The following is a 17,431-nucleotide window of genomic DNA, read 5'->3' on the forward strand; positions in this document are numbered from 1 at the left end:
GATGTTCGAGAAGGAAGTCAAAGGCTGGTTTCCGCGGGCCAAGTTGTCGCAGGAAGCAGGCGAAAACTCTCTTGCTTTGGGCGACGGTCGCTATCTGAATCTGGCGGATGCGGACTTGACGGACCGGGAACGCTATCTCTTGTCCTTGTTGTCGCATCCTCAGGACCAGAAACCGTCTAGCCCTTGGCAGTCCTACCTACAAGGTCAGGGCTCGCTGCCCCAGGCGGTTGAAGCCATTCAGTTTATCCATGTCCACCTTTGGTCGCAGAAGGAAGCCCAGCTGGACGCTTGGCGGACTATGATGACCGACCTCCTACCCAGCCAGCTGGCTCAGGTGCAGCTGACGGCTCAGGACTACCTCTTTATCCTGGAGCAAGGTACTTGGACGGACTATCAAAGCCTTCTGGCAGACACCCTGTCAGCCTTGGAGTTCGACTTCGGCTTGCGACTGACCCTCTTGGTCGGCCAGGTCTGGCCCCGTCAACTCGCAGACCGCTGGCCCCAACTCTATCAAGCAGAGGCAGCCCTTTTCGCTCAATGGCGGGCCCACTACCACCAATCGACCGTCCTCTCCTTTAGTCAACTTTTTCTTTGGGGACAAGGCAGAGCAGGCTTGGAGCTGGGTCTGATAAAAGCTAGTATGCTAGAGCTGATTGACCAGCAAGATATGCAGGACATCATTCTGGCCTTATGGGCAGAGGGAGCAGTGGTCACCAAGACCGCTCAGGTCCTCTATATCCACCGCAATACCCTTCAATACCGATTGGACAAGTGGCAGGATATGACCGGGCTCCAGCTCAAAGACCTGACCGATTTGAGTTTCTGTTATCAGGTCCTCTTAGACAGACTTTACTGATATTTTGTGCAACCTGCACAGAATATCTTTTTTCTTTTGGTCATCTTGACATGGAAAAATAAAGCGTTTTCATATATAATAAAATCATCAAAGAAAGCGAGGATTGAACATGGTTCAATTGAATTTAAAAAATATCTACAAAAAATATCCTAACAGCGAGCATTACTCAGTTGAAGACTTCAACTTGGACATCAAGGACAAGGAATTTATCGTATTCGTAGGTCCTTCAGGATGTGGTAAGTCGACAACTCTTCGTATGATCGCCGGTTTGGAAGATATCACAGAAGGGGAAGCTTACATTGATGGCGTTCTCATGAACGATGTGGCACCTAAAGACCGTGACATTGCCATGGTATTCCAGAACTATGCCCTCTACCCACACATGACTGTATTTGACAACATGGCCTTTGGTTTGAAATTGCGTAAATACAGTAAGGACGAAATCAAAAAACGTGTGGAAGAAGCGGCACAAATCCTTGGTTTGACAGAATTCTTGGAACGCAAACCAGCTGACCTTTCAGGTGGACAACGCCAACGTGTTGCCATGGGTCGTGCCATTGTTCGTGATGCAAAAGTCTTCTTGATGGATGAGCCTTTGTCAAACTTGGATGCCAAATTGCGTGTATCCATGCGTACAGAGATTGCTAAAATCCACCGCCGTATTGGTGCAACAACCATCTACGTAACCCACGACCAAACAGAAGCCATGACCTTGGCTGACCGTATCGTTATCATGTCTGCAACTAAAAACCCAGCAGGTACAGGTACAATCGGTCGTATCGAGCAAATCGGTAGCCCAGAAGAGCTGTACAACCGTCCAGCCAACAAGTTTGTTGCTAGCTTCATCGGTAGCCCTGCTATGAACTTCTTCACAGTGACGCTTCAAGATGGTGTTCTTGTTGGAGATGGTTTCAAAGTGGGTCTTCCAGAAGGTCGTCGCAAGCACTTGGAAGAAAAAGGCTACAATGGTAAGAGCTTCACTCTTGGTATCCGTCCAGAAGACATCAAGGCTTCTCAGTTGGAATTGGATACTTACCCTTCTTCTATCGTAGAAGCAGAAGTAGTCGTTTCAGAGCTTCTTGGTGCAGAAACCATGCTTTACTCTAAAGTAGGTGGCACAGAGTTTGTATCTCGTGTGGATGCGCGTGATTATCACAACCCAGGCGATAAAGTCCGCTTGACCTTCAACCTCAACAAGGCTCACTTCTTTGATGACCAAACAAGCAAGGCTATCGTATAAAATTGTTCATAAAACACCTAACCGTCAGATGAAAATCTGGCGGTTTTTATGCTAATAACATATAATTACTTGTTTTTTGGAGCTTTATTTCTTATAATAAATGTAGATAAATCGTATAGAGGAGGTCCTTATGAAGATACTACTTAGAAAAATTCGCTTGACAGCTCTTTATATCTTTCTTTACAATCTCATTTTGATTGTATCCATTTGGATGGGGAAGGTATCCACCAAGGAGGAATTCATCATTGCAGTCGCAGGGAATGCGGTCATGATGGGCCTATCTTTCGTGCATTTACACAATCAGGTACTAGATGAATTTCATGGAAAAATAGAAGAACCGTCGGCTTAAACTGACGGTTCTTTTTCTTATGTTAGTAATTGTAGTAGGTAGGTCATTGTTCCGAATTCGAATAAAATGTAGATTCCTAATATGATAAAAATGGTTGGAAGAATCATTTTTTCATATTTTTCTATGAATTCAGAAATGCTATGAAGACTTCCAAATTTTTCTGCTAGGTAGCAAATGGCGACTGTCTCTAGCAAAATCAGGCCAGCAGTTAAGAGTGTTTCTAAGGTACTTAAAGTTGTAAAATAGGGGGTAAATATTCCTAAATTATCTACTCCAGATGCTAATGAAATAAAAATGATAGATAGTAGTCCGATTTTGCTATCAGGAATCTCTGTCTCTGCTTCGTTTTCAAAAAGGATTCTAGCACCTAGTAGAATAGGGCCGAAGCCGAGCAGCCCAAGAATCCAGTCAGCTAGAAAAATATTGGCAACTTGGCTAAGAATCGAACTTAAGAGAATGAGTATAAAGCTAGCAAGTAGTTGTCCAAAATAGATTGTGCGTTTTTCACCTGGTTTCTTTGCCCGTGAAAATAAAAGGAATAAAATTAAGAAATAATCGATACTTGTTGAAATACCAAGAATCAATGCATAAGTAATAATAGTCATGGTCCCTCCGTATAATATAGTAGTCATAGATGTTTATTTACAGAGGCACATCAATTTTGAAAGATAGAAGTAAAAATTGCGATTCATTTTAATTTCCTTTTTCACTACCCTCATCTTCATCTTTATAATCTTCATAAAAATCAACCTTGAGGCGAATAAAGGTTTCCATATCGTGTAGGAGTTGAAAGAGGGTGGCACGGGTTTCAAATTCTTCCCTTGTTTGTGGCAGAGGCCGCTCGCGGAAGGTGGCATGGAAGAGTTCGATGTCCAGGAGTAGTTCCTTGGCGGAGTTTTCTCGGCTTAGTTGCTGGGCTGCTCGCTCGAAGAGGTTGGACAGGATGACATTTTCTCTGCCTTCCAGTAAACATTTGTTAATATTTCCTGCCATGGTCCGCAGGATTTTATTTTGTGCGGCTCGCATTTCAAAGTAATGGACCTGGTAGTTGGTCTGCTGGAAGAGCTGGTTGTGGCGGTCTAGGTAGACGACTTTCAGGGCCTCTTCCAAGGTCTTATCTAGCTGCGTAATCAATGCTGCCTCGTTTCGTCCGTCGCCGTTGAGTAGAAAGGCTTCAAAGCGAAGGAGAATCTGCTTGAGCAGGTCTTCAACTTGGTCGTGGTAGGCCTCGATTTTCTTTTCTTGCGAGGGCATATAGAGGTTGAACAGGAGTGCCAGTCCTGCCCCAATCAGAAAAAGCGTCAGCTCATTTCCCAAAAATATCAGAGAAATATCCTGCTCCAGCATGAGGTGGGTGACGAGGACAGTCGAGGGGGCGATGCCGGCCTCCCAGTTGAAACGGTAGGCCAGAGGGACGTAGAGTGCCAGGTAGATGCCCAGAGTCCAGATGCCAAAGCCAAAGAGAGCGAAGGTCAGGACGGCGAAGGTCAGGGCCAGGAGGGTGGCGAAGAGACGGTTGCGAGCCATTTTGAAGCTGGATTTGCGGGTGTCGAGGACGCTGAGAATGGCGATGATGCCAGCCGCTGTTGCATAAGACAAGCCTAGTGCTGTCGCTAGGTAAATAGCTAGGACGGTGGCCAAGATGAGTTTGATAGTACGGAGGGAGAGGGACATGGGAACTCCTTTGGTCTTAATCTGTTTCTATTGTACCACAAAACCCTCCTAAAGCTAGGAGGGTTGAATTTATGCAAACAAAGCAATAATACCGACTACCAAATAGCAGACTAGTTTGTAGCTTTCGTTGATAAGGATAAGGTTGATAGGGCGTTGCTCAAAGACGTAGTTTTTCAATGAAGCAAGGACCGCAATCACGCCCATGCCACCAGCTGCGTGGAGTGGTGAAACACCAAGGGTCTTGATGAAGAAAATCGCCACAACAGCAGTCAAAACTTCAATCGCTAAGGAAATCATCATTTCCTTCTGGCCATTTTTCCCAGCCTGACGGTCTGCTTCTACCTTAGCCATGTCAATGCCTGAAGCCTTGATCCAAGCATCGCGGAAAATCAAACCATACCACAAACCACCGATGGCAAAGGCAATCAGCCCTGCCACAATTCCCAAAATAAGTGTCATACATTCTCCTTTTACTTGTACGGACAAGTTAATAAAGCTAAGCATACCACATCGTATGTCACATGTCAAAATTTCTTTTTCAAAAAATGCAAACAAAACCGTTGACAAAAAAAGTCTTTGGATATATACTGACAACCAAGGATTTTAAAAATCCTAAGAAAGAGGAAGAAAGCAGGAAAACAATATGACAAACGTAGTATTACTCGGCGGAAACGGCTATATCGGCCGCAATGTAACAGAAAAATGGCTCAAAAAAGACCCAAGTGCTGTCTTTTATGTCATCTCCCGCTCTGGCAAAAACCAGCTTGCCAACTCTCGTATTTATAATTTTGCGGCGGATGTGTCGGATTATAAGGCAGTGGCAGCTGTCCTACCTGACCAGGTTGACTACATCGTGGATTTTGTTGGCCGCCCAGAAAGCGACCCAGTTGCCTTTGAAGCTGTCAATGATAAGCCAGCTCAGGTCATGTTGCAGATTGCCAAGGACAAGCAAGTCAAGGCTATGGGCTTTATCGGCGGTCTTTTGGGACCAAAATCCTTCCTAGACGGCAAAAAACGCATCGCAGACCAACTCCGTGCCAGCGGCATTTGCACCGAAGTGGTTGAGCCAACCGTTGTCTATGGCAATGGCCGCAGCGATGCCCTCGCTAAACTCGTTCCCGTCTTCAAATTCTTTGGTCTTTTCATGAAAAATATGAAACCAGTCTTGGTGACCGAGGTGGCGGACGAGCTGGTTTCAAAAATGGTGAAATAAATGCCGGTCGAACGCATCCGTATCAGTCAGGAAATCGCGGCTCCCCTCGACCAAGTCTTTACCTGGTTTTACCAGTCTGAAAACTTTACGGCCTCACCCATTGTTTTTCGCTCCGCTTGGCTGGGAAAAAGCCGATGGACAAAAGGCTCCCAGCGTGATATTATCATGATAGCAGGTTGGTATCGAGAGGAAATCACGGCCGTCAACCCCAACCACTCGATTTCTTATAAGGTCAATCGCTCCCTTCCAGCTGTCCGTCAGGATTTCACGGAGATTGCTTTTGAAAAAATAGCAGAGCAGAAGACCAAGGTCACCTGGACCATTGAGATTGAGGTGCTCATACCAGTCGGGCAAAAGCTAGCCAACCGCCTAGCAGGGAAAATGGCTAAAACCCTCTATGCCACCATTCTAAGAGCAGGCAAGCGTGCCTTGGAGGATCAATGAAAATCAACAAAAGTGTCGAACAAGCAGTCTATGTACTGATTATCCTAGCCTTACAAGAAGACCACCGCCCTGTCAAAAGCCACGTGCTCAGTCAGGTCTTGCAGGTGTCGGATTCTTACCTGAAAAAAATCCTCATGAAACTCTCAAAAGCAGGTCTGGTTTCTGCCAATGCCAGCAAGGCAGGCGGTTACCAGCTGGGACGGTCCATTGAGGAGATTAGTCTGAAAGATGTCTTCTATGCCTTGCAGCTTCATGAAGATACTATTCAGTTCAAGCACCTCTCCCACAGCATCTTTGATGACCAAGCCCATGTCGAAGAGAGCGAGAACAAAATCCGCACCACCCTAGAAAACGGTCTAGCGGTCTTCTACGCCCAGCTGGACCAGCTCACCCTTTCCCAACTCCTCTACCAAGAAGCCTATGAAAATGGAGCGATTGATTGGGAGGGGCGAATTAAAGACTGAGAAGAGTTTGAGGACTCTTCTTTTCTTATCCTCTTAACCTATGCTATAATACTCTTATGGAACAAAATGATATCGTATATGGCGTACATGCTGTAGTGGAGAGTTTGGAGGCCAACACTGGCAACAAACTCTACATTCAGGATGATTTACGCGGAAAAAATGTAGAAAAAATCAAGGCACTGGCGGCAGAGAAGAAGGTGTCGATTTCTTGGACGCCCAAAAAGACCCTGTCCGACATGACAGACGGTGCCGTTCACCAAGGATTTGTCCTGCGGGTCTCTGAGTTCGCCTATGCGGACCTATCGGTGATTTTGGAAAAGGCAGAGCAGGAAGATAATCCTCTCATTCTCATCTTGGACGGTCTGACAGATCCCCACAACTTCGGCTCGATTTTACGGACCGCAGATGCCACTCAGGTAGCAGGCATCATCATTCCCAAGCACCGAGCAGTTGGCGTGACGCCCGTTGTGGCAAAGACCTCCACAGGTGCGGTAGCCCATGTCCCAATAGCCCGAGTGACCAATCTTAGTCAAACCCTTGATAAGCTCAAGGAGGCAGGTTTCTGGGTATTTGGTACCGATATGAACGGAACCCCAAGCCACAAGTGGAATACGGCTGGCAAACTAGCTCTTATTATCGGCAACGAAGGCAAGGGCATCTCCAGCAATATCAAAAAGCAGGTGGATGAGATGATTACCATTCCTATGAAGGGCCATGTCCAATCTCTCAATGCCAGCGTAGCCGCAGCTGTGCTGATGTATGAAGTATTTCGGAAGAAAATCTAAATGAAAGAAAAAGTTCTCATTGTAGATGGCTACAACATGATTGCCTTTTGGCAGGCTACCAAGCAAGATTTTAAAAAGGGAGACTTGGATGCAGCCAGAACGACCTTGCTTCGCACCTTGTCTCACTACGCAGCTTTTGAACAGATTGAGGTAATTTGTGTCTTTGATGCCCACCATGTGCCAGGTCTTCGCCAGCAGTATGACGAATTCAAGGTATCGGTCATTTTTACAGAGGAGGAAGAGACGGCAGATAGTTATATCGAACGACTCAGCGCCCAGCTCAATAGTGACCGTCGCAAGCAGGTTTCCGTCGCAACCAGCGACCTCAATGAACAATGGGTGGTCTTTTCACAAGGGGCCTTACGGGTTTCGGCGCGTGAGTTAGAGGAGAGAACCAGGGTCATCAAAAAGGACTTGGATAAGTTTGTGGACCAGGTAGAACTCTACACCCCACGACTCAATCCCTGGTCAGATGGGAATTTTCAAGCCTTAAAAGACATGATGGAGGAAATGAAAGAGTGACATTTACAATCGTAACCGATTCGACATCGGATTTGCCAATCAGCTGGGTCAAAGAAAATGATGTGACCGTGCTCGGTTTGACCATTAACTTAGATGGTGTGACCTATGAAACAGTCGGAGAAAATCGTTTGACTTCAGCAGATTTGCTGGAGAAAATGGCAACTGGTGGCCTGCCAACAACCAGTCAGGTCAATGTTGGTCAGTTTGAGGAAGTTTTTGAAGCGGCAGCCAAGGAAGGTCAAGATGTGCTCTACCTAGCTTTTTCGTCGGCTCTTTCAGGGACCTATCAGAGTGGGGCTATTGCCCGTGATATGGTTTTGGACAACTATCCACAAGCCCATATCGAGATTGTCGATACCAAGGCGGCTTCTATCGGTGAAGGCTACTTGGTCATGCAGGCGGCTCAAGCGCGTGCTGCTGGGAAGACCTTTGCAGAAACCAAGGCACTTATTGAGGAATTGGTGCCACGCTTGCGGACCTATCTCTTGGTCGATGACCTTAACCATCTGGTGCGTGGTGGTCGCTTGTCCAAGGCAGCTGCCCTCATTGGCGGTCTGGTCAATATCAAACCTCTTCTTGCGCTCAATGCGGAAGGAAAGTTAGAAGCGATTGCCAAAATCCGTGGTCGCAAAAAAGGAATCAAGGAAATGTTGAACCTGACCTTGGATAATTTGGACCATTCGACGGTTATGGTGGCCTATACAGGTGATATTGAGGCGGCTGAAGCGATGAAGGCAACCTTGTTGGAAGATAGCCGTGTCAACGAAGTTCTTTTGACTGAGTTGGGCCCAATCATTGCCACCCATACAGGATCAGGGGTGCTAGCTATCCTATCTATCAATAAAGAAGAGAGATAATCTCTTTTCTTTTTACAGAAACAGAAAGCGATTACAAACTAATTTCGATTTGGAGGTTCATATGAAACGCTTGTTGTCTTGTTATGCCAGTGACTTGCTGGGAGCGACCAAGGAGGAGCTCAAGCAGTCCATTTTATCCAGCGAAGGCCGGATTATCATGGGAGAAACGGTGGTGACAGCGGCTCCCTTGATTGCAGGGGTGACCAATGCGGAGATGATGGCTGCTTTTGGTTGTGACCTCTTGGTGCTCAACGAATTGGATGTCTTTCATCCGGAGATTGTTGGTTTTTACGACTGCGACAATCCTATCGCGGAAATCAAGCGGTTGACAGGTCGATTGGTCGGGATTAACTTGGAGCCTGTGGACAGTAGCCAGGAAGTCCAAGACCAGCAGGTCTTTCTCAAACCGGGTCGTCAGGTTAGTCCAGAAAGTTTGCGACAGGCCCAAGCCCTTGGCGTAGATTTTATCATGCTGACAGGCAATCCTGCTACGGGTGTGTCCATGGCTGCAATCCGCTCTGCTATTGGCCTTGCCAAAGAACACTTTGAGGGCCTCATCTTTGCGGGGAAAATGCACGGTGCAGGTCTGGGAGAGTCGGTCGTGGACAGCCAAGCCCTGCTGGATTTTGTGGACTTGGGGGCAGACGGTATCCTCATTCCCGCGGTCGGAACGGTGCCGGGCGTGCGGGAAGAAATAGTGGCACCGATTGTCAGTCTGGTCAAGGCGCGTGGTGGTCTGGTTATTTCGACCATTGGGACCAGTCAGGAGAGTGCGGACAGCCAGACGGTGCGGGAGTTTGGGCTCAGCAACAAGCGGGTGGGCTCGGATGTCCACCATATCGGAGACGGGGGCTACGGTCGTATGCCCGACCCTGAAAATATCTTGGCTCTGTCCTTGGCGATCAGAGGTAAACGGCATACTTATTTCAAAATGGGGCAATCAGTGAGGAGGTAAGGAATTGGCGGGATTTTCTCTACTTCCTGTTCAGGTTTTCTATTCTTGTTTTGGGCTGTAGAAAAAATAAAAAAAGTAAAGTAAAATGGCTTGACGAGAATGTCCATATTTGATAGAATGGAAGACGGTATTGTTTACCCCATTTGAAAGGCCCCGGAACCTTCCAAATACCCGCGGACCGGAACATCCGCCCAGTAAACAAAAACGATTCGTATAGGAGAAATCATGAACAAAACAACATTTATGGCTAAACCAGGCCAAGTTGAACGTAAATGGTATGTAGTAGACGCTACTGATGTACCTCTTGGACGCCTTTCAGCAGTAGTTGCTAGCGTTCTTCGCGGTAAAAACAAACCAACTTTCACACCTCACACTGATACTGGTGACTTCGTTATCGTTATCAACGCTGAAAAAGTGAAATTGACTGGTAAAAAAGCAACTGACAAAGTGTACTACACTCACTCATTGCACCCAGGTGGTTTGAAATCAATCACAGCGGGTGAATTGCGTTCTAAAAACGCTGTTCGTTTGATTGAAAAATCAGTTAAAGGTATGCTTCCACACAACACACTTGGTCGTGCACAAGGCATGAAATTGAAAGTGTTTGTAGGTGCTGAGCACACTCACGCTGCACAACAACCAGAAGTACTTGATATTTCAGGTCTTATCTAAGGGAAAGGACGTAATCTAAATGGCACAAGCACAATACACAGGTACTGGTCGTCGTAAAAACGCGGTTGCACGCGTACGTTTGGTCCCAGGTACTGGTAAAATCACAGTAAACAAAAAAGATGTAGAAGAGTACATCCCACACGCTGACCTTCGTTTGGTTATCAACCAACCATTCGCAGTAACTTCAACACAAGGTTCATACGACGTTTTCGTTAACGTGAACGGTGGTGGTTACGGTGGTCAATCAGGTGCGATCCGTCACGGTATCGCGCGTGCATTGCTTCAAGTAGACCCAGACTTCCGCGATTCATTGAAACGCGCTGGTCTTCTTACACGTGACGCTCGTATGGTTGAACGTAAGAAACCAGGTCTTAAGAAAGCACGTAAAGCTAGCCAGTTCTCTAAACGTTAAGAACTAGCTACAATACAGCATTTACAACACTTCATGGTTCACACCATGAAGTGTTTTTTGGTGCAAGTTTTAAAAAATTGCCACCAAAATTGCCACCAAATTCCCACCATTATTTTTTGAGGTTTCTATAGGTAATTTCTCCGACAGCCATCGGAACAACATTTGAAGTATTGACGTAAGTCTTCGTTGTAATAGTATCACTATGTGTTAGAGCTTCAGAAATAGCTTCGAGTGATGTTCCTGCTTGTCTAGCTAATGTTGCTCCTGTGTGGCGTAATTTGTGCGGTGTGGCGTGTTTCAGCTCCTTGTGACGGCGTTTGACTGACTTCATTTTGTTATTGAGATAATCAGCGTGTAATGGACTATTCACATTGCCTTTCATGTCGATATAAGTGAAGACATATTGTTCATCAGATTGGATAATACCAAATTTCGCTAGTTCGGCTTTCTGTTGCTTTTTCCAAGATTGTAGAAGGTCGATAAGTTCAGTTGGAATTCGAAATGTTGTTTTCTTATTCCCTTTAGTAGACTTAGGATTTTTGTATTTATCTAAGGCTTGAACTAATTGAATTTCCTGTTTCTTGATATTGATGTGTTTCCATTGCAATGCGTAGCTTTCGGATTTTCTATCTCCTAAGAAAAAGGTTGTATAGAATAATACGTAATCTTTGAATGAGAGTTTATTGTTTTCTAAATCCTCTTCAAAAGCTGTGAACCATGCTTGGAGTTCTTCTTGTGAGAGATATAAATCTTCATCGTTTTTCGCTTCTTGTAATTTGTTTTTCTTTGTAGACTTGATTCGCTTGATAGTTTTTGAAATCTTGTTGGACTCGATGTATTCTAACTCTTCTGCCCAATCAAAGATACTCTTGATTTAATAGTTCATAATCCAAATTCTAAATTGTACAGAAGATTCGAAAAGTTCCTGAGGAGAAAGTACCCAGATTTTGACAGATTAACTACTTATGCGCTTGCTAGAATCTATTTTTTAGATAATAAAAATGAACTTAATAAAAAATTGAACTGTTTTGTTGATAAATTGCTTTTAGAGGATAGACACTCTTACGAAGTCGCAGAAGCATATGCAGAGTGGGTTGATGACATTCTTACTGATTTTTAACAATAAAAAATGAGCAGTATCACACTGCTCGTTTATGTGTATTTGCTACTAATCATTTTCCCCGGCTTTTAGAATTGCATCGAAAATTAATAAATACTCTTTGCGTTTATTACTGCTTAGATTTGATAAGTTTGTCTGCAAGGAGTCAAGTAAGGGCTCTGTTGGTTTGTCGATTGCTTGATAGTCATTGAAGAAAGTTGTTGTTGAAATGTTGAAGGCGCTAATTAATTTTTCTAAGGTGTTAATCTTGATGTTTGAACGTTCTCCTCGTTCAATTTTTGCAATCGAAGACACATCGATATTGGCTGCTTCGGCTAATTGCTCTTGTGTCAGTTGAAATTCTTTTCTTAACTTTTGTACTTGTTTTGCAACGTATTGATCAAGGGTCATTTCCTGTCCTCCTATCCTCTAAGGATATATGTTTTTAAGGACAGTTAAAAGGTCTTAAAAGGACTATAAAAATAGACTCTAGAGGACAATATATGGTATAATAGCTTATAATAAAAATATAGGAGAACAATATGAACAAGAAGTTAATCGTTAGTAGCTTATTGGTGCCGTTAGTTGCATCAACTGGAGTGGTAGTGCAGGCAGAAGAAGTAGACACAACTAATGTTCCGGAAACAGTTGTGGAGAGTGCTGAGGTTACTGCGCAAAGCACAGAAACTGCATCAGCACCTACAAAAGAAGAAGTAGACCAAGCTAAGTCTGAGTTGGATGCTGCTAATACTGCGGTTGCAACTCAGGAAACAGTTGTCGAAAACAAAAAAAATGCGGTCAATACAGAAGCAGTTGCTGTAGCGACTGCTAAAGAAGAATTGGCATCAGCTCAGACAATTGCTGAAAATGCAACTGATGAAAATATCGCTACTGCATCACAAGCAGTTACCGAAGCAGAAACTAAAGTAGCAGAAACTGAGCAAGATGTCGTTGAAGCACAGGATGTTGTAAGTGAGCAAGAAGTGGCTGTTGCTACCCAGGAAGCGGTTGTTTCTTCTGCCCAAGAAAACGTTAATTCTAAACAAGCTGAAGTTACTTCAGCACAAACAGTTGTTGAATCTGCCCAAGCTAGTCTTGAGGGAACAGGTGCAAGCCAGGTGATTGCAGCTCAGGAAACCGCTCAAAACAATGTTACAACTGCTGAAACTGCGGTATCTACCGCCCAAGATGAATTAGCTTCTGCTCTTGAGGCGGATGCTGCACGTGCAATCTCTATCACTGAAAAAGAGAGAGCTGTAACATCTGCACAAGATGCAGCAACAACAGCGGCAACTGCATTGGAGACTGTACAATCAACTGCTACGAATACACAAGCGACCTTGGATTCAGCTACAAGTACATTGGCAACCGCAAAAGCTGATTATGATTCCATCAATACAATTTTTGTATCAGATGAATATGTAGCTGCATTAAAACAATATGATGAGAGTCTTTATGGTAGTGACGCTTACAAAGCCGCAGTTGCCAAATTAAAAGAAATTAACGAAGGTTTACGAGCAGCAAATACTTATAAATCAAATGCAAATGACAAGTTAATTGTGATTGAAGATGTAAACAATATGTCTGACGAGTTGCTAACAGAACTTTCTTTATTTGCATCTGACTTGGTAAATCAAGTTCGAGATAAATTTGGAACGGTTTCTACATCTGTAACTACAAGTAGCGTAAAAGCTTCTGATTTGGTTACTGATGGATACGTAGCAGATAACTATGGATGGGAAAGTATCGTAGAATTCGGCCACAATGACTCTGCACTTGATCAAGCAGGAAACTACTTTACTAAAGTGACAGTTGGAGAAAATTTAAACACTTGGAAAACCCTTCTAAGTAGAACAAACGTAGATAATGTAAAATCACTTATCTACCGTGCTATGGTTGAATTTCTATACAACGGCCGTGAGTGGTTACACGCAACATCTGTAACAGGTTTGGATCTTTCAAGTCGTGCTACTGCAACGTATCTTGGTGTAGATATTTCTTCAGTGGCAGGTGCAACCAGTGTCCACTTGAATGATATTGATACAACTGCCCTCTGGTCTGGCAACACCTTCAACACCACAGCTATCGCCAATCCAGAAGACAGCGCAGCTATCCGTAGCGCTTATGAACAGGCACAATCTGCTTACAATACTGCGTTGACAACCAATCAAGAAGCACAAAATGCTCTTACTGCTGCCAAAGATACAAATACAGCTGCTCAAACAGCCCTTGCAACTGCTAAAGCAGAACTTTCTAAAGTTCTCGCAACTGCGGAACAAGCGCCAGCTGCTCGTATTAAATTAGCGACTGCTCAAGCAACTCTCTCAACAGCGCAAGAAACCCTTCGACTTGCAAACGAAGCCGTGGCTAACTTGAACGCAAGTATTCAAGAAAAACAAGCAACATTGGTGGCTGCTAAAGCAGTTCTTGCAGAAAAAGAAGCGGCACTCACAACAGCAAAATCAGAGTTAGCAACAGAAGTAGCTACTTTGAATAATTTGAAAAATCAAGTTGCTTCATCAAAAGCTACGATTACAGCTCTTGAAAATGAATTAGTAACTGCAAAACAATTATTGGCAACAGCAAAAACTACTCTAGCTAATCTGCAAAATGCACCTGCCTTGTTGGTAGCAGCACAAAACAAGTATGATCAAGCTAATGCAAGCTTGACAAACAAGGTAGAAGTTCTTAATAAAGAATTGGCTCTCCTTGCAGATTTGAAAGCGACTCAAGCAATCAGCGAAGAAAACTACAATGCCCTTTTGAATGCTTACAATGCTTACCTTGAAGAAGTAGCTGCTAAAGAACTTAAAGAACGTTTGGACGCAGAATACAAGGCTATCGTTGATAATAATGGAACACCTGTTCCTGTTGTTGATGAAACTGGAAAAGTAGTGGGATATACAGATTCTAACAAGTCTGTCGCTCCTAAAGCACCTGCTATGACTACCCAAGCAAGCACAAAGGCTTTGACGACTCAGAACGCCTCTAAGCCAGCAACTAAGACGTTGCCGTCAACAGGTGATACATTCAGCCTAATGAGTTTAATCGGAGTTGGTTTGTTGGGTCTGGCACCAGTTGCTCGAAAACGGAAGTGATTGATTTCCAGTTGGCTTTAGACTAACTATGTGAAAATAAAAAAAGGTTAACATCTCGTAGTGTTAATCTTTTTTTGATTTTAAGCTATACTAATTATGCTCATTACTATATTTATGCTATTACAATTTAAAAATTCATATGCCTTTTGCTCCAATACAACAGGATGGAATAAAAAATGCTATAATAAGATATAAGAATATGTAGATCTTCTAGGAAGTTGGTTTATATTACTTTGATAGGCTGATATTTGCAAAGGAAGTATCCTCGACAGAAAGGAGTAGATGCTATGTTGGAAAAATTCAGGAATTATTAGCCCAATTTGGGCTTCATAAATGATATGGAATCATTTCTATGCACAGAAATAAATTTTATACACTTTTACAAAAATAATCAAATTTTATAATGGAGTGTAGTAGAATATATATTTTAAAGGATAGTGAATATGGTAAAGAAAAAAGTATTTGTTATTATGCCGTTTCAAAATGAATTTTTTGAAGTTTATGATATGCTTAAGTCAAAGTTTTCCGAAGATTTTGAGTTTACTAATGCAGGTGATGAGGGGAATCAGCAAAATATTTTAATGGATATCATTCAACCAATTTATGAGTCGGACATAGTAATTGCAGATTTAACAGGATTGAATCCGAATGTTATGTATGAGCTCGGTTTGGCTCATTCATTTAACAAGAAGACTATTGTGATAACAAAAGATGATTTGTCTCAGCTTCCTTTTGATTTAAAACAATATAGAGCTAAGGATTATGATACCCATTTTTTACGTTTTGAGGAGTTATTAAATTATTTGAAAACAAACTTATATGGTGCTATTTCAAATGAAGTTGGGTTTAGCAATCCTGTAAGAGATTTTCTTAGGTCAGAAAATATAAATAATGTTCCTTGGTTTGCAGAAAGAAATATTACCGAATTGTCTGAGGAGAGTGACAAGGGCTTCATTGATTTTTTGGCAGATATTGAAGAAACTACTGGCAAATTTACAGAGGTTATGACAGAGTTGACACAAGACATTGGTACTATGGGAGATGAAGTCTCAAAAACTGGAGCTGAGATTGAACGAGTCAACAAAAAAGGAGGATCAGGGACTGCATCCTTCGTTAGAAAAGAGACAAAAAAAGCAGCAACACATGTAAATAATTTTGGTAAAAAATTAGATAAACATATTAATGAACTTTCTATACTTTGGGATATAATCGAATCGAATTCTGCAGGTTTGTTGGATAATGAATTTGCTACCTCAGATAAGAATCTTGATGATTTAAAAGCATTTATTACCTCTTTTTCACCTCTGCAAGGGGCAATATCAGAAAGTAACGAATCCGTAAAAACTATGAAGCAAAGTCTAAAAAATAGCATCGGGTTAGAAAGAAGTCTAAACCAAGCTATCAGAGATGTCTGCTCAGGTCTAGATGCTTATCTAACACTTACTGAACGTTTTAATAATTCAATTGATATTTTATTGAAGAAAAGTAGATTTATCATCAAGTAACTTTGCAATTATTTGTCATAAAAATGTCCTTACATAAAAGCAAACAGCACTCTTGAAGTACAAACAGGAGTGCTGTTATTGTGATGTATTGAAGATGAAACTAACCAATACTAATAGTTAGTTCTTGATTGAGAGCGAAAGCGATTTTACTCATGGTTTCGATGCTGGTGTTGTTTCCTCGCTCAATACGTGCTATGGTTGACTGCGGAACATGTGAGAGTTCCGCTAGTTCACGTTGAGTAAGTCCAGCCTTATGGCGTGCATTATAGACAGCGAGAGCACTTTCTAAGATAGCTTTTTCACTCAGGTAGCCAGATTTGAAGTCGTCGCTTTTCAATTCTTCTTGCAGATAATCATCAAATTTAATGGTTGCCATTATTATTCTCCTCAAATTCTTTTTTCAATACTTTAGCGTGTTTGATTTCAGCAGTAGGTGTCTTTTGTGTTTTTTTGGTAAAACCATGTGTAATGATAAAACGATCATCGACGACATGGAAATAAAGAGCACGTTGAATGTTACTAGATACCTTAGAGCGAATTTCAAAGATTTCACTATCTAACTTCTTAACCCATTCCATGCGCTGAGCTATTAGCAACCCCTGTTCTTGAATCATGCTGATAGTAGCTAGGAGTTTTTGCTTGTCTTTTGTTGGTAAGGTTTGTAGAAATTCGATAAATTCTGTCCGCCCATTTGGGCGTGTGTAAAATTCAAATTTTGGATGTTTCATTATGTCTCCATGATAGCATATATTGTTCATTTGTGCAATTATCAATGGTGTGAACTTTTCGGTATAAATTAGCTCAATTCGTGTATTTTTGGGGTAAAATTCACACCATTCAAATGAAATTAGTTGAAATTGGATGAAATTTTGAGTTTTGAAAATCTGTGAAAACGTTGATTTTAAAGGATTTTGAAATTTATTCAAATAAAAATCTTTCAAACCAGGTCTTAAGAAAGCACGTAAAGCTTCACAATTCAGTAAACGTTAATATACCGCGATATATCAACGTTTCAAAGCACTCAAGAGTTTACCTCATGGGTGTTTTTTGTGGTTTCTACGGGAATGGATTCTATTTATTTTTAGCGGATGTGGTATTTATCATTAATGGCTGTCTAGATATATTCTATAATTGGACTGTTAGTAATTAAAATGATATATAGTCACTTAGTTTTAAAATAGCATTCCAAAGAATACTCAACCGATTGAAATCTCCTCAATAACTCAGCCACTTTTCTTTTCAATCCAGCCCAGAATCGTTCAATTGGGTTAAGTTCAGGGGAATAA

Annotated in this window: 20 protein-coding genes and 1 pseudogene; 14 read left to right on the top strand and 7 right to left on the bottom strand. The window is 42.5% G+C overall.

The genetic code is table 11. The features are described 5' to 3' along the window. Nucleotide 1 precedes the first annotated feature (1 nt). The 3 genes from P7J36_RS03865 to P7J36_RS03875 all read left to right on the top strand — a co-directional run bounded on the left by P7J36_RS03865 (nucleotide 2) and on the right by P7J36_RS03875 (nucleotide 2,445). The gene (locus P7J36_RS03865; RefSeq protein ID WP_408551271.1) at nucleotides 2-856 is read left to right on the top strand and encodes a helix-turn-helix domain-containing protein; all 855 of its coding nucleotides are present in this window, start codon (nucleotides 2-4) and stop codon (nucleotides 854-856) included. Nucleotides 857-965: 109 nt separating this feature from the next. After that, the gene (locus P7J36_RS03870) at nucleotides 966-2,096 is read left to right on the top strand and encodes an ABC transporter ATP-binding protein (RefSeq protein WP_408551272.1); all 1,131 of its coding nucleotides are present in this window, start codon (nucleotides 966-968) and stop codon (nucleotides 2,094-2,096) included. Between the two features lie 130 nt (nucleotides 2,097-2,226). Continuing rightward, nucleotides 2,227-2,445: a hypothetical protein gene (locus P7J36_RS03875; protein WP_408551273.1), complete on the top strand. Its 219-nt coding sequence runs from the start codon at nucleotides 2,227-2,229 to the stop codon at nucleotides 2,443-2,445. Between the two features lie 17 nt (nucleotides 2,446-2,462). On the opposite strand, the gene P7J36_RS03880 is transcribed toward P7J36_RS03875, so the two are convergent. The 3 genes from P7J36_RS03880 to P7J36_RS03890 form a co-directional block, all read right to left on the bottom strand. Beyond that, complete coding sequence (locus P7J36_RS03880; protein ID WP_408551274.1) at nucleotides 2,463-3,050, bottom strand: cadmium resistance transporter; 588 nt, start codon at nucleotides 3,048-3,050, stop codon at nucleotides 2,463-2,465. An 88-nt stretch (nucleotides 3,051-3,138) separates the two neighbouring features. Continuing rightward, nucleotides 3,139-4,119 carry an aromatic acid exporter family protein gene (locus P7J36_RS03885; RefSeq protein WP_408551276.1) on the bottom strand — a complete coding sequence of 327 codons (981 nt, stop codon included), beginning with the start codon at nucleotides 4,117-4,119 and terminating at the stop codon, nucleotides 3,139-3,141. 69 nt (nucleotides 4,120-4,188) lie between these two features. Then, nucleotides 4,189-4,578, bottom strand: a complete 390-nt coding sequence (locus P7J36_RS03890) for a DUF1761 domain-containing protein (protein ID WP_408551277.1) — start codon at nucleotides 4,576-4,578, stop codon at nucleotides 4,189-4,191. A gap of 184 nt (nucleotides 4,579-4,762) precedes the next feature. On the opposite strand from P7J36_RS03890, the gene P7J36_RS03895 reads away from it, so the two are divergent. The 9 genes from P7J36_RS03895 (at nucleotide 4,763) to rpsI (ending at nucleotide 10,443) form a co-directional block, all read left to right on the top strand. Further along, entirely contained in the window at nucleotides 4,763-5,332 is a 570-nt protein-coding gene (locus tag P7J36_RS03895; RefSeq protein ID WP_398582630.1) for an NAD-dependent epimerase/dehydratase family protein, read from the top strand. Then, nucleotides 5,333-5,776 (top strand): SRPBCC family protein, encoded by a 444-nt coding sequence (locus P7J36_RS03900; RefSeq protein WP_408551278.1) that lies wholly within the window; start codon nucleotides 5,333-5,335, stop codon nucleotides 5,774-5,776. Continuing rightward, on the top strand, nucleotides 5,773-6,240 hold the full coding sequence (locus P7J36_RS03905) for an RrF2 family transcriptional regulator (protein WP_408551279.1): 468 nt from the start codon (nucleotides 5,773-5,775) through the stop codon (nucleotides 6,238-6,240). The genes P7J36_RS03900 and P7J36_RS03905 overlap by 4 nt, the downstream gene beginning before the upstream one ends. A 56-nt stretch (nucleotides 6,241-6,296) precedes the next feature. Then, on the top strand, nucleotides 6,297-7,025 hold the full coding sequence (rlmB, locus tag P7J36_RS03910; protein ID WP_099810353.1) for a 23S rRNA (guanosine(2251)-2'-O)-methyltransferase RlmB: 729 nt from the start codon (nucleotides 6,297-6,299) through the stop codon (nucleotides 7,023-7,025). After that, entirely contained in the window at nucleotides 7,026-7,547 is a 522-nt protein-coding gene (locus P7J36_RS03915) for an NYN domain-containing protein (RefSeq protein WP_408551281.1), read from the top strand. Next, nucleotides 7,544-8,404 (top strand): DegV family protein, encoded by an 861-nt coding sequence (locus P7J36_RS03920; RefSeq protein ID WP_408551283.1) that lies wholly within the window; start codon nucleotides 7,544-7,546, stop codon nucleotides 8,402-8,404. Before P7J36_RS03915 ends, P7J36_RS03920 begins: the two co-directional genes overlap by 4 nt. 61 nt (nucleotides 8,405-8,465) lie before the next feature. After that, entirely contained in the window at nucleotides 8,466-9,359 is an 894-nt protein-coding gene (locus tag P7J36_RS03925; RefSeq protein WP_408551284.1) for a DUF7916 family protein, read from the top strand. A 225-nt stretch (nucleotides 9,360-9,584) separates the two neighbouring features. Continuing rightward, on the top strand, nucleotides 9,585-10,031 hold the full coding sequence (gene rplM / locus P7J36_RS03930) for a 50S ribosomal protein L13 (RefSeq protein WP_027972471.1): 447 nt from the start codon (nucleotides 9,585-9,587) through the stop codon (nucleotides 10,029-10,031). Between the two features lie 19 nt (nucleotides 10,032-10,050). Then, the gene (rpsI, locus tag P7J36_RS03935) at nucleotides 10,051-10,443 is read left to right on the top strand and encodes a 30S ribosomal protein S9 (RefSeq protein ID WP_002942223.1); all 393 of its coding nucleotides are present in this window, start codon (nucleotides 10,051-10,053) and stop codon (nucleotides 10,441-10,443) included. A 109-nt stretch (nucleotides 10,444-10,552) separates the two neighbouring features. Here the strand turns inward: rpsI and P7J36_RS03940 are convergent. Further along, a pseudogene (locus P7J36_RS03940) lies at nucleotides 10,553-11,317 on the bottom strand (tyrosine-type recombinase/integrase); the annotation flags it as partial. Nucleotides 11,318-11,611: 294 nt separating this feature from the next. Next, a complete protein-coding gene (locus tag P7J36_RS03945) occupies nucleotides 11,612-11,953 on the bottom strand; it encodes a helix-turn-helix domain-containing protein (protein ID WP_408551286.1) in 342 nt (113 codons plus the stop codon). 131 nt (nucleotides 11,954-12,084) lie between these two features. On the opposite strand from P7J36_RS03945, the gene P7J36_RS03950 reads away from it, so the two are divergent. Continuing rightward, complete coding sequence (locus tag P7J36_RS03950; protein WP_408551287.1) at nucleotides 12,085-14,640, top strand: SEC10/PgrA surface exclusion domain-containing protein; 2,556 nt, start codon at nucleotides 12,085-12,087, stop codon at nucleotides 14,638-14,640. 443 nt (nucleotides 14,641-15,083) lie between these two features. Continuing rightward, nucleotides 15,084-16,145, top strand: a complete 1,062-nt coding sequence (locus P7J36_RS03955) for a hypothetical protein (RefSeq protein WP_408551289.1) — start codon at nucleotides 15,084-15,086, stop codon at nucleotides 16,143-16,145. A gap of 100 nt (nucleotides 16,146-16,245) precedes the next feature. On the opposite strand, the gene P7J36_RS03960 is transcribed toward P7J36_RS03955, so the two are convergent. Both P7J36_RS03960 and P7J36_RS03965 read right to left on the bottom strand, forming a co-directional pair. After that, complete coding sequence (locus P7J36_RS03960) at nucleotides 16,246-16,521, bottom strand: helix-turn-helix domain-containing protein (protein ID WP_408551291.1); 276 nt, start codon at nucleotides 16,519-16,521, stop codon at nucleotides 16,246-16,248. Then, complete coding sequence (locus tag P7J36_RS03965; RefSeq protein WP_408551292.1) at nucleotides 16,508-16,873, bottom strand: type II toxin-antitoxin system RelE/ParE family toxin; 366 nt, start codon at nucleotides 16,871-16,873, stop codon at nucleotides 16,508-16,510. Before P7J36_RS03965 ends, P7J36_RS03960 begins: the two co-directional genes overlap by 14 nt. Nucleotides 16,874-17,431 lie beyond the last annotated feature (558 nt).

Origin of the sequence: Streptococcus suis, assembly GCF_046032115.1 — a bacterium.
Taxonomy (GTDB): Bacteria; Bacillota; Bacilli; order Lactobacillales; family Streptococcaceae; genus Streptococcus; species Streptococcus suis_AJ.